Annotated in this window: 12 protein-coding genes; 5 read left to right on the top strand and 7 right to left on the bottom strand. The window is 61.2% G+C overall.

Going from position 1 to position 12651, the window contains the following annotated elements:
• The first annotated feature begins 88 nt into the window (after nt 1-88).
• Entirely contained in the window at nt 89-1090 is a 1002-nt protein-coding gene (locus tag RT21_RS03825; protein WP_046161680.1) for an ABC transporter ATP-binding protein, read from the top strand.
• The gene (locus RT21_RS03820) at nt 1090-1743 is read left to right on the top strand and encodes an HAD family hydrolase (RefSeq protein ID WP_046161679.1); all 654 of its coding nucleotides are present in this window, start codon (nt 1090-1092) and stop codon (nt 1741-1743) included. The genes RT21_RS03825 and RT21_RS03820 overlap by 1 nt, the downstream gene beginning before the upstream one ends.
• Before the next feature lie 18 nt (nt 1744-1761).
• On the opposite strand, the gene RT21_RS03815 is transcribed toward RT21_RS03820, so the two are convergent.
• The 7 genes from RT21_RS03815 to RT21_RS03785 all read right to left on the bottom strand — a co-directional run bounded on the left by RT21_RS03815 (nt 1762) and on the right by RT21_RS03785 (nt 9699).
• Entirely contained in the window at nt 1762-2958 is a 1197-nt protein-coding gene (locus RT21_RS03815; protein WP_046161678.1) for a hybrid sensor histidine kinase/response regulator, read from the bottom strand.
• Between the two features lie 3 nt (nt 2959-2961).
• Nucleotides 2962-3564, bottom strand: a complete 603-nt coding sequence (locus tag RT21_RS03810; RefSeq protein WP_046161677.1) for a chemotaxis protein CheB — start codon at nt 3562-3564, stop codon at nt 2962-2964.
• Complete coding sequence (locus RT21_RS03805; protein ID WP_046161676.1) at nt 3561-4379, bottom strand: CheR family methyltransferase; 819 nt, start codon at nt 4377-4379, stop codon at nt 3561-3563. The genes RT21_RS03810 and RT21_RS03805 overlap by 4 nt, the downstream gene beginning before the upstream one ends.
• A gap of 1 nt (nt 4380) precedes the next feature.
• A complete protein-coding gene (locus tag RT21_RS03800; RefSeq protein WP_046161675.1) occupies nt 4381-7884 on the bottom strand; it encodes a response regulator in 3504 nt (1167 codons plus the stop codon).
• Between the two features lie 216 nt (nt 7885-8100).
• Nucleotides 8101-8259, bottom strand: a complete 159-nt coding sequence (locus tag RT21_RS23165; RefSeq protein ID WP_045423855.1) for a YqaE/Pmp3 family membrane protein — start codon at nt 8257-8259, stop codon at nt 8101-8103.
• A 391-nt stretch (nt 8260-8650) separates the two neighbouring features.
• Nucleotides 8651-8866 carry a hypothetical protein gene (locus tag RT21_RS03790; protein ID WP_046161674.1) on the bottom strand — a complete coding sequence of 72 codons (216 nt, stop codon included), beginning with the start codon at nt 8864-8866 and terminating at the stop codon, nt 8651-8653.
• Nucleotides 8866-9699 (bottom strand): MBL fold metallo-hydrolase, encoded by an 834-nt coding sequence (locus RT21_RS03785; protein WP_046161673.1) that lies wholly within the window; start codon nt 9697-9699, stop codon nt 8866-8868. The genes RT21_RS03790 and RT21_RS03785 overlap by 1 nt, the downstream gene beginning before the upstream one ends.
• A gap of 238 nt (nt 9700-9937) precedes the next feature.
• Here RT21_RS03785 and RT21_RS03780 point away from each other — a divergent pair, with 238 nt between their 5' ends.
• Genes RT21_RS03780 through RT21_RS03770 form a run of 3 tightly spaced genes read left to right on the top strand, consistent with a single transcriptional unit; the run spans nt 9938 to nt 12577 of the window.
• Entirely contained in the window at nt 9938-11302 is a 1365-nt protein-coding gene (locus RT21_RS03780; protein WP_046161672.1) for an NfeD family protein, read from the top strand.
• 3 nt (nt 11303-11305) lie between these two features.
• The gene (locus RT21_RS03775; RefSeq protein ID WP_046161671.1) at nt 11306-12067 is read left to right on the top strand and encodes a slipin family protein; all 762 of its coding nucleotides are present in this window, start codon (nt 11306-11308) and stop codon (nt 12065-12067) included.
• Between the two features lie 9 nt (nt 12068-12076).
• Nucleotides 12077-12577, top strand: coding sequence for an LEA/WHy family protein (locus RT21_RS03770; protein WP_046161670.1), 501 nt, complete (start codon nt 12077-12079; stop codon nt 12575-12577).
• Nucleotides 12578-12651: the final 74 nt, after the last annotated feature.

Raw genomic sequence — 12651 nt, 5'->3', positions numbered from 1 at the left:
GTGGCGCTGAAACGGAGCACCGCCTGGCCAACCCTTTTTTACGACAGGCCCCGGCCACCGCTGCGGCTATTCGAGACAGGAACACTCCATGAGCTACCTTTGCGTTCGCAACCTGCACAAAACCTTTGGCGACACCCAGGTCTTCAGCGATATCGATTGCGAGATCGCCAAGGGTGAGCTGATTACATTGCTCGGCCCCTCAGGGTGTGGCAAGTCCACGCTGCTACGCTGCATCGCCGGTCTGACCGAGGTCGACGGTGGTCAGATCCTGCTGGATGGCGAGGATCTAGTGCCAATCTCACCGCAAAAGCGCCAGATCGGCATGGTCTTTCAGAGTTACGCACTGTTTCCCAACATGACGGTGGAACAGAACGTCTCCTTCGGCCTGCGTATGCAGAAGATTGACAGAGATGAAAGCGCCAGTCGGGTGGCCGAGGTGCTGGAAATGGTCGAGCTAGGCGACTTCGCCCGCCGCTACCCGAGCCAGCTCTCCGGCGGGCAATGCCAGCGGGTGGCTCTGGCGCGTTCACTGGTCACCCGCCCTCGCCTGCTGCTGCTGGACGAACCCCTGTCGGCCCTGGATGCGCGCATCCGCAAGCACTTGCGTGAACAGATCCGTGCGATTCAGCAGGAATTGGGGCTGACCACCATCTTCGTCACCCATGATCAGGAAGAAGCACTGACGCTGTCTGATCGCATCCTGCTGATGAACGCCGGACGGATCGTCCAGAGCGCCGATGCCGAGACCCTGTACACCGCGCCCGTGAGTGCCTTCGCCGCTGGCTTTATCGGCAACTACAACCTGCTCGCCGCCGATGTCGCCTCACGACTGTTGCAACGTCCTGTCCATTCGAAAGTGGCGATCCGACCGGAAGCTATTGCCCTGGTCAATTCATCAGGAAGCAACGAGGGGATCGCGGCGGTCATCAAGAGCCATAGCCTGCTGGGCAATGTGATCCGCTACCGCGTCGAAGCGCGCGACGTCGACCTGATGGTGGACGTGCTCAACCGCTCTGCCGCCGATCTCTATCCCCACGGCCGCCAGGTAAGCCTTACCATCGACGCTTCGGCAATTCACGAGGTGGCTTGATGGCACTGGCAATTTTTGACCTGGACGAAACCTTGATCGATGGTGATTGCGCCAGCCTATGGGCGCACGAGATGGCCAAGATCGGCTGGGTGGACGGGGAATCCTTTCTACGCAGGGACGCCGAGCTGATGGCCGAGTACGCCTTCGGCACGCTGGCGATGGAAGACTACATGGCCTTCAGCCTCACGCCGCTGGTGGGCCGTACGGCTGAAGAAGTGGCTCATGTTGTCGAGCCCTTCGTTGAAGATGTGATCGAGCCGCTGATCTACAGCGACGCCATGCGCCAGGTCGCTCAGCACCGCAAGGCAGGTGACCGCATCCTGGTGATCTCCGCTTCGGCAGCCTTTCTGGTCGAAGCAGTGGCCAGCCGACTCGGCATCGGGGATGTGCTGGCGATTCAGTTGGAAGAACAGCACGGTTTCTACAGTGGCAACACCCGTGGGGTACTCACCTACCGAGAAGGCAAAGTCAGCCGGTTGCGCGAGTGGGCTGAGGCTGAGGGTGAATCGCTGGAAGGGGCGTATTTCTACTCCGACTCGATCAACGATCTGCCGCTGCTCGAGCAAGTGGCGCACCCACACGTGGTGAATCCTGATCCACTGTTGCGCGAGCAAGCGGAGGCCAAGGGCTGGCCGCAACTGAGCTGGGCCTGAGTTTCGCCCGGGGCTGCCTCAGGCTCCGGCGTTCAGCGGCAGCAGGACACGGAACAGCGCACCCTTTCCCTCTTCGCTCTCGACCTGAATGAGACCGCTGTGCGCCTTGATGATCTGCTCGGCGATGAACAACCCGAGCCCAAGTCCGGCGCTACTCTCGCTACCTTCAGCTCGCTCGAACTGACAGAAGATTCGCTCCAGACTCTTCTGGCTGATACCGATGCCGTGATCGCGCACCTCGATGCAGGCGCCCGCTGCGGTAGTACTGACATTCACCTGCACCGGTTGGCCGGCGCCGTAACGCATGGCATTGGTCAACAGGTTCGCCAACACCTGCTCGATACGAAACTCGTCCCAAAGGCCGATCACCGGCTCCGGACGCTGGAACAGCAGTGTGCAACCACTCGCTTCCATCTGCGGGGCGAAGTTCTCCACCACGCTGGCTACGAGCTTTCCCAGATCCACCTGCGTCGGCCGAATCGACAGTTTGCCGGTACGGATCCGCGAGACATCGAGCATGTCATCGATCAGCCGGATCAGGCTCTGGATCTGCCGTTCATCCTTGTCGACCATCTGTTGCAGCTTGTCCTCGCTGAACGCAGCAAAGTTCTTGCGGCCCAGCTGCAGCTTGCGCAACTGCACTTCGAGGATGAGGGTGTTGAGCGGCGTCTTCAGCTCATGGGAAACGATGGACATGAAGTCATCGCGCATACGCACCGCATTCTCTAGCTCGACCTTGGTGCTGCGCAGCTCGTCGAGCAACACTTCCTGCTCGCGGCGACTGCGCTCCAGCTCTTCAAGCTGACGCGCCAGACGCTTGCGATTGCGATACAGGTCGACGAACACGCTGACCTTGCTGCGCACTGCATGGGTATCCAGCGGCTTCTGCATGAAGTCGACGGCGCCGCTCTCGTAGCCCTTGAATGCGTAGTTGAGCTCGCGTCCGGCAGCGCTGACGAAGACGATCGGAATCTGCTTGGTGCGCTCGGTGCTGCGCATCAGTTCGGCCAACTGAAAGCCGTCCATGCCAGGCATCTGTACGTCGAGTATGGCCAGCGCGAACTCATGGCGTAGCAGCAACTCGAGCGCCTGCTCAGCCGACTCAGCCTGATGCACGTGGATGCCTGGGCCTTTCAGCAGCGCATCCAACGCCAGCAGGTTCTCAGGTAGATCATCGACTATCAGCAGTTTCGCTTCATCGGTGTGTTCGAGCATGGGTCACTCCAGTTCACGCAACAGTCGATGGATATCGCGCAAGGGCAAAATGTAATCCGGCGCGAAGCGCTGGAGTGCTGCACGTGGCATGGTCGGGACCTCGGCTTCGCCAGGGTCCTGAACAATAGTGAGGCCGCCGGCCTGCTTGATCGCCTCGAGACCGGCGGCGCCGTCCTCGTTGGCACCTGTCAGAAGAATCCCGGCGACACGCTCGCCCCAGGCATCAGCCGCCGACTCGAAGAGCACGTCGATTGAGGGCCTGGAGAAATGCATCGCATCATCCTGGCTAAGCGACAGGCTCATGTCCGCCTCGACCAACAGGTGATAACCCGGCGCTGCGAAGTAGAGCGTGCCGCCGCAAATGGGCTCCTTGTCGCCCGCTTCCTTTACCGCCAGATCGGTTTTGCGTTGGAAGATTTCTACCAGCTGCGTCGGCCCGGTTGCCGGCACGTGCTGAACCATCAGCAGCGGCAAGCGATAGGTTCGAGGCAACCCGGTCACCAACGCGCTGAGCGCAGCCAACCCGCCGGCGGACGCACCGATCACCACGGCATCCACGGGTCGGTCGAGCGGTTGAGAAAAGGCTTCGGCGGCAGTGAGCGTCATAGTTTGCGGAACACCCTTTCCGGCTTGTCGAACGCCTCGAACTGCTCGGCATAGCCGGAAAACTCAACGGTTTCCTTGCTGCCAAGACCGAGAAATCCCCGGTGGCAGAGCGAGTCGTAGAACAGGCCGAAGGCACGGTTCTGCAGCGGCTTGTTGAAGTAGATCAGCACGTTGCGGCAGGAAATCAACTGGGTCTCGGCGAAAACGCTATCGGTCGCCAAACTGTGATCGGCGAACGTTATGTTTTCTTTCAAGGACTTATCCATGATTGCCGAGTCATAGGCCGCCGTATAGTAATCGCTCAGGCTGTGCTTGCCACCGGCACCTTGATAGTTACTGGTGTACTGGCGCATGTTGTCGATGTTGAAGATGCCCTGGCGAGCACGTTCGAGTGACCTTGGATTGATGTCGGTCGCATACAAGATGGTGCGATCAAGCAATCCTTCTTCTTTGAGCAAGATGGCCATCGAGTAGACCTCTTCGCCCGTGCTGCAGCCGGCAATCCAGATCTTCAATGACGGATAGGTGCGCAACACCGGTATCACTTGCTCGCGCAACGCCAGGTAATAGCTGGGGTCGCGGAACATCTCGCTCACCGGAATGGTGAGAAACTGCAGCAGCTCCATGAACGCCTGCGGATCGTAGAGAATCCGGCGCTGGAGCTGCGAGATGTTCTCGCAGTGCATCTGCTTGAGCGCCAGCAGCACGCGGCGCTTGAGCGAAGCACTGGAGTAGTCGCGAAAATCGTAGCTGTAGCGCAGGTAGATCGCTTCGATCAGCAGCTTCAGCTCGATAGCCTGGTTGCGGTCCGGCATGTCACAGCAGCTCCACTTTCGGCAGCCAGACACGGATCAGCGAGAACAGGCGATCCAGATCGATGGGCTTGGCCAGGTAATCGTTGGCACCCGACCGCAGGCAGCGATCCTGATCGTCTTTCATCGCCTTGGCGGTCACCGCGATGATCGGCAGTTTGGCGAAGCGCGGATCCTTGCGTATCTCCTGCATGGCGGTGAATCCGTCCATCTCCGGCATCATGATGTCCATCAGCACCAGATCGATGTCGCCGACATTCTGCAACTGAGCGATGGCTTCGTGACCGTTGCGGGCGATCTCGATCAGCGCGCCCTTCTGCTCCAGTGCGCTGGTCAAGGCGAAAACGTTACGCACGTCATCGTCGACCACTAGGATCTTGCGGCCCTCGAAAGCTTTTTCTCGGCTGCGCACGCTTTTGAGCATCTTCTGCCGCTCCGGCGGCATATCGGATTCGACCTTGTGCAGGAACAACGTGACTTCGTCGAGCAGGCGCTCCGGCGACCGTGCGCCCTTGATGATGATCGAGCGCGAGTATTTCAGCAGCGCACCCTCTTCATCGCGGGTCAGGTTGCGTCCGGTATAAACGATGACCGGTGGGAAGGAGCAGATGTCTTCACGCGCCATGCGTTCGAGCAGCTCGTGGCCGTCCATGTCCGGTAGCTTGAGGTCGATGATCATGCAGTCGAACACAGTGGAACGCAGCAGCTCCAGGGCCTGCTCGCCGAACTCCACGGCGGTGATCTCGATGTCGACGTCCTCGATCAGCCGCGACACGCTTTCACGCTGACGCGCGTCATCTTCGACCAGCAGGATACGTTTGACCTTCTGCTCCAGCTTGGCTTCGAAGAGGCCGAACACGGCCTTGAGATCCTCACGGGTTGTCGGCTTGGTGGCGTAGCCGATGGCTCCCATCTGCAACGCAGCTTCCTTGCGGTCTTCCACCGACACGATATGCACTGGAATGTGCCGTGTGATGGGGTTTTCCTTGAGCCGTTCGAGCACCGTAAGACCGGAATGGTCCGGCAGCCGCATGTCCAGCAGGATCGCATCGGGACGGTACTGCACAGCCGTGTCGAAACCGCGATCAGCGTTCTGTGCGATCAGACAGCTGTACTTCAGTTCGTGGGCCAGATCGCGAAGGATGCCGGCAAATTGCGGCTCGTCTTCGATCACCAGCACCGAACGCTCGAACGGGAAGCGCTCGCGGTCGTCCGTAAGCGTCGCCACGCCCTGCTCCTGCACCGGTCTCGGCGCCGCGGCAATCGGCGTCGCAACCGGTGCCGGCGCGTCCGGGATATTGAACGACTTCGGCTCAGGCAAAGGCTCGGGTTCCTGCTCGGCCACCGGGGCGCTGTAGTTCTCCGGAACGATCAATGTGAACACACTGCCGGCCCCCGGTTCGCTGCTGACTTCAATGGTGCCACCGAGCAACTGGGCCAGCTCGCGGGAGATGGACAGACCCAGCCCGGTGCCGCCATAACGCCGGTTAGTGGTGCCATCGGCCTGACGGAAGGCTTCGAAGATGACTTCCTGCTGGTCGGCGGGGATACCGATTCCGGAATCACGCACGGCAAAGGCTATCTGTTGGTCGTCACGGCGCGTCACCCGAAGTTCTACCGAGCCCTTCTCGGTGAACTTGAAGGCATTGGACAACAGGTTCTTGAGAATCTGCTCCAGCCGCTGGCGGTCGGTATAGAGGCTCGGCGGCAAGTCCTCGGCCAGCTCGACATTGAACTGCAGCGACTTTTCCAGCGCCTGGGCGAGAAACAGGCTCTTTAGGCCATCGACCAGTCGGGTGAGAATCAACAGCTCGGGATGGACATCCAGCTTACCGGCTTCGACCTTCGAGATATCCAGAATGTCGTTGATCAGATTGAGCAGATCGTTGCCCGCCGAATAGATCGAGCGCGCGAACTGCACCTGGTCTTCCTGCAAATTGCCGTGCGGATTGTCGGCCAGCAATTTAGACAGAATCAGCGAGCTGTTCAGCGGCGTGCGCAGCTCGTGGGACATGTTGGCGAGGAATTCCGATTTGTAACGACTGGCGCGCTGCAACTCATCGGCGCGCTCTTCGAGCATCAGCTGCACCTCATGCAGGCGATGGTTCTTCAGGTCCATTTCATCGCGCTGCTGCGCCAGCGCCTGGGTCTGTTCGGCGAGCTGCTCGTTGGTCTGCTCCAGCTCGGCCTGCTGCTCTTCCATGTGCGCCTGCGACTCGCGCAAGGCGTTGGATTGCTCCTCGAGCTCTTCGTTGGCCGCGCGCAGCTCTTCTTGCTGGACCTGTAACTCCTCGTTGAGCTGCTGGGTTTCAGCAAGCATGCGCTGCAGCCGCTGGCGATAGCGCGCGGCCTCGATGGCTGAGCCGATATTTTCGCTGACTCGCCGCAGCAACTCATTGTCCTCGTCACGCAGGGGTCGCAAGAAGCCGACTTCCAGCACGGCGTTGAGCATGCCGCTGTCCTCCACCGGGAAGAGCAGTACGGACGAGGCGGCGGCGCTGCCCAGCGCCGAACTCACGTTCAGATAACCCTGCGGCACATTGTCGAGCTGCATTACGCGACGCTCCAACGCCACCTGGCCCACCAATCCCTCGCCCAGCTCAAGAGTGCGGCCGGCATGCAACCGATCCCGATCCCAGCCGAATTCCGCGACCCGCTGCAGTTTGCCTTCCTGGGTGACATACAGCGCCCCGACCGCAACGCCGAGATAGCGCGCCAGGAAACCAAGCACGTTCTGGCCCAGCGTCGGCAAGGCCTGCTCGCCGATCATCGACTCGCTGAGCTGGGTCTGACCGTTTCGATACCAGGCCTGCTTTTCCAGTGCCGCGGCATGCGCCTGTTGCTGTTGGAGCGACTCCGAATAGCTGTCCGACAAACTGATCAGGTCGCGCCGCCCGAAATAGACCAGCAGGCCGCTGAAAATCAGACTGAACAGCAGAAACCCGCCGATCAACGCGGTGGTGATCGTTTCAGACGTATCGGTACGTTCGGCTCGGATTTGTCGTTCGTAGGCAATGAACTCGTTGAGCAGCCGACGCTGTTCTTCCTTCAGCTTCAACCCTTCCTGACTGCGCACATACTCAACAACGGATTCGTTCCGAGTCCTGCGGGCGATCGCCTCCTCGGAAAACGCGATCCATTGCTCATGCAGCCGACCAAGGCGCTCGACACGATTCAGCTGTACCGGATCATCGGCGGCGTAATCGGCAATCAGGTCGAACTGGCTTTCGAATACGGGCAGTTCGTTTCGGTAGGGTTCGAGAAAAGCATCGTCCCCGGCAATCAGATAGCCTCGCATCGAGGCTTCCAGGTCACCCATCACTTTCAGCATGTCGTGAGCGTAAGCAACGCCCACCACGGAGCGCTCGACCCAGTGACTGACGTTGAGCAGGAAGTAGACGATGGCGCTGAAGAAAAACGCGCTGAGGAAACCGAAACCGAGGGGCACCGCCACGTTGCGGTTGAGGATTCGCTTGAAGTGATTCTGATCGATGAAAGAGTCGCCCATCTGGTTCCTTCCTGGGTACTGTGCGAGCAACAGTGACCCACGGCCACGCGGGCGGCTGCGTCGCCACCAGCGAACGCCTCCGATCCCGACAAGTTCTTGGTGATTCGCGCGAGATGCCACAACGCGCGCAGTCGACCGCGGACTCTACACCGCCTCGCTTGCAAGCACAAAAAAGCCCGGCCGAATGGCCGGGCGCTGTTGCTCGCTGATCAACCCTCAGCGACGGGCGATGATCCAGACTGCGTGGATGATGCCGGGAATGTAGCCCAACAGCGTCAGCAGAATATTCAGCCAGAAGGCGCCACCCAGGCCAACTTGCAGGAACACCCCTAGCGGCGGCAGCAATATAGCGATGATGATGCGAATCAGGTCCATTGTGGTTCCCCCTCAGTCTGGTTTTGGCCAATTGGCTTACTGTGAATCGACCGAATCGCCGGAGAGGGGTTCCTTTCCGGCGGGAATCAGGGGGCTGGCAGGGCCACAGGACCTGGGAGTTCGACGGAACAACCACAACCGAGACGGCAGTGATTTCAAGCATCCGGTAGCGACCGTTTGAGTCGCCAGGGGCACCCAACGGGGTGCACGAGAGAGAGAACGCGGCTGGCCGTGGAATTGGGTCAGCTGAATGCGCAGATGCCGCCTGCCTTGTGAGCCGCGCGCAACGCCGAGCAGTATCGCTTCAGCCAGCGGACTATCGCAGATACATCAAGCCCGTCGCCATACGCGAAAGGTCGAACATGACAACCGGATTCCCGAGCCAGTGCCGCTAACGGTGCCTTGGTGGTTCGGGCCTGTTGCGCTTGCGCCGGATGTTGATCCACGACAGCACGGCCAGCGCCAGCATCAGCCCGGTCATGTTGAAGTTGCCGATCACTGCGTAGCCCAACGCCGCCAGCGAACAGGCTACCAAACCGACCCACCTCACGTAGCCCATCATGGTGCGCACCGCGCCGCCGACGCGATCATCCTCTGGCTGCCCCATCAAACCGACCTCGCCCGCATGCGTTCAAGCTCCTTGGCATCATGACTGCAGAACAGCGTCACCTCGTCCTTGTGCTCCAGCGACAGGGTCCAGAGCCGATGCTGGTTTGCCAGGCGCGCCGTGCGATCGGTCTCCATCATGCGCTGATAAAAGCGCAGCCCCGGTGTGCAGTGACGTTCGGTCTGGCCGACTTCATCGCGGTAGAAATAGGCGTCACCGGCGTGCAGCAGCCAACCGTGGCCGGTATCCAGCGCGACACCGGCGTGGCCATGGGTGTGCCCGGTGAGCGGGATCAGCAGGATCTCCGGCGGAAGGCCACGTAGTTCCCGTACCGCCTGAAAACCGAACCAGGTGTCCCCGCCCGGCTCGTAGAACTGCCAGTGGCGCACCTCATCCCATTGCTGGTGGCGATAGCGGCGGTGGCCGAGGAAGCTGTGAGTCGAGCGTGCCGCGTCCATCTCGCGCTGAAGCACGTGCACCTGGGCATTGGGAAAGTCCGCGAGCCCACCGGCATGGTCGAAATCCAGATGCGTGAGCACGATGTGCTGCACGTCATCCGGGCTGAAACCCAACTGCCGAACCTGCTCCAGCGCCGTGAAGCGACGCTCGAACTTGATGTTGTTGAAGGCAATGAAGAACGAACTGAGTCGCTTGCGTGGCTCCAGCACATCGCAGCTGCCAAAGCCGGTATCGACCAGCACCAGCCCATGCCCATCGGTCTCGATCAACAGGCAATGACAGACCAGGCTGGCAGTGAGCCCACTGCTGAAGCCGTCGAACAGCTTGCCGCCGACCGGGCACATACAGCCGCAATTGAGATGATGAACGCGCATGGAAATCTCCTCAGGAGCGGAGCATCACGCAACGGAGCGCTGCGCCGTCGAGCCCCTTTGTTCAGCCTTGTTAGGTTGTGAGGCTCACCTACCGCGCAGAGTTCATGTGCCAGCACGATTGACCGATGACCTGAGCAAGACCCCGCACGATGGAGAGGAACCTGCGGCCGGCTGGACTATCCTCCGAGGACTGCCTCGATCAATCACCGGTTTGCCGTCGACCTGGGAGTCACAGCTAATGCATCGTCGCTTCACTCATCGATTCGCCTGGCTGCTTGGCGTGCTGCTGGCCTTCGCCAGCGCTGCACATGCGGCCGACCCGGTCATGGTGCTGCGAGTAGACGGGATTATCGGCCCGGCCAGCGCCGACTACGTCATCCGCGGCATCCAAAGGGCGCAGGAGGCTGATGCGCAACTGCTGGTGCTGGAGCTGGACACGCCCGGCGGGCTGGATAGCTCGATGCGCGCCATGATCAAGAAGATCCTCGCCAGCCCGGTGCCTATAGCCACCTATGTCACGCCCAGCGGCTCGCGGGCGGCCAGCGCCGGCACCTACCTGCTCTACGCCAGCCACATCGCCGCCATGACCCCCGGCACCAACCTGGGCGCCGCGACTCCGGTGCAGATCGGAGGCGGTGGGGGCCAACCGGTGCCTTCGCCGGATGCCGAGAAGGGAAATGAAAACAGCGGCGACGCCATGAGCCGCAAACAGGTCAACGACGCAGCAGCGTACATTCGTGGTCTGGCGCAACTGCGCGAGCGCAATGCCGAATGGGCCGAGCGGGCGGTACGAGAGGCCGTCAGCCTCTCGGCAGCCGAGGCGCTGGAGCAGAACGTGGTCGACTACCTGGCCAGCGATCTCGATGACCTGCTGACCCAGCTGAATGGCAAGACGGTCGAGACCCGCGCAGGCACGCGCACGCTGCAGACTGCAGACGCCGCTCTCGAGCGCCATGACCCGGACTGGCGGGTGCGCCTGCTGGCCGTGATCACCAATCCCAGCGTGGCACTGATCCTGATGATGATCGGCATCTATGGACTGGTCTTCGAATTTTCCAACCCGGGCACCGGTGGTGGCGGCGTCATCGGCGGAATCTGCCTGCTGCTGGCGATGTTTTCGCTGCAGATGCTGCCGGTCAACTACGCGGGCGTCGCGCTGATCCTGCTGGGCCTGGCGTTCATGGTCGCCGAGGCCTTCGTTCCCAGCTTCGGCGTGCTCGGCCTCGGCGGCGTGGCCGCCTTCGTCACCGGCGCGGTGATTCTGATCGACACCGAAGTGCCGGGCTTCGGCATCCCGCTAGCGCTGATCGGCACGCTTGCTGTCATCAGCGCGTTGCTGGTCTTTGGCATCGTCAGCATGGCGCTGAAAGCCCGGCGGCGACCGATAGTCAGCGGCGATGCCGACCTGATCGGCACCCTGACTCAGATTACCGGCATCAAGCCAGATGACCCGGGCACCGGTTGGGTGCAGCTGCACGGTGAACACTGGCAGGTGCATGGGACCGGGCCACTGCAGGTGGGCCAGCAGGTCCGCGTGGTGGCGCGGCATGGCTTGCAACTGGATGTGACTGCGGCCGACAGGCCGTCAACCGAGAAGAGGTGAAGCATGGGTCTTGAAATGAGTTTTATCGTCGTCGCGGTGCTGGTGATTGCACTGCTGGCTTCGACGTTCCGCATCTTGCGCGAATACGAGCGCGGCGTGGTGTTTCAGCTGGGCCGCTTCTGGAAGGTCAAGGGGCCGGGGCTGATCCTGATCATTCCCGGCATCCAGCAGATGGTCCGGGTCGACCTGCGCACCTTGGTCCTGGACGTTCCAACCCAGGACGTAATCTCGCGCGACAACGTCTCGGTGAAGGTCAATGCGGTGGTCTACTACCGCGTACTGGACGCTGAAAAGGCGATCATCCAGGTCGAGGACTACCACTCGGCCACCAGCCAGCTGGCGCAGACGACGCTGCGTGCGGTGCTCGGCAAGCACGATCTGGACGACATGCTGGCCGAACGCGAGCAGCTCAATAACGACATTCAGCAAGTGCTCGACGCGCAGACAGACGCCTGGGGCATCAAGGTCGCCAACGTCGAAATCAAGCATGTGGACCTCGACGAATCGATGATCCGCGCCATCGCCCGGCAGGCCGAGGCGGAACGCGAGCGTCGCGCCAAGGTCATTCATGCAGAAGGCGAGCTGCAGGCCTCGGAAAAACTCATGCAGGCCGCCGAAATGCTCGGGCGCCAACCCGGCGCCATGCAACTGCGCTACATGCAGACGCTGAGCAACATCGCTGGCGACAAGAATTCGACCATCGTCTTCCCGCTGCCTATGGAGCTGCTCCAAGGCCTGGGCAACCTCACCAAGAAAAATGAGTAGAGACCTTATATGCCCCTGCGCTCAGCCGTACCCGTTGTTCGCCTGCTGTCGGTCTGCCTGCTGGCACTGACGCTCACTGCCTGCGCGGCTTTCTTCGACCACGACCCGCTCAACGTACAGGTGGCCGGCATCCAACCGCTGCCCGGGGAAGGGCTGGAGCTGCGCATGGCGGTGAAACTACGGGTGCAGAATCCCAACGACCGCCCGCTGGATTACGACGGCGTAGCGCTGGAGCTGGAAATCAACGGACGCAACCTGGCCAGCGGCGTCAGCGACGCAAGCGGCACCATCCCACGCTTCGGCGAAACCGTATTGAGCGTGCCGATGACCATCTCGGCATTCTCTGCCGCGCGGCAAGCGCTGGGTCTGGCTGAGCACATCGGCATGGATGAAGTGCCCTATGTGCTGCGCGGGAAACTAGCGGGCGGGAGGACGTTCGGCACTCAGCGGTTCATCGAAAAAGGCACCCTGAATCTGGAAGGCGCGTTGCCAAGCCCGTATCGGCGATGAATCGCTAACTTTCGCAGCTGGCAGACGCACTCTGGCAAGCGGATAACTAAGCCAGCGGTATCTCCGAACGCCTC

The organism is Pseudomonas sp. 10B238, from assembly GCF_000970615.1.
GTDB lineage: Bacteria > Pseudomonadota > Gammaproteobacteria > Pseudomonadales > Pseudomonadaceae > Stutzerimonas.
This window is presented reverse-complemented; position numbering and strand designations above follow the sequence as displayed.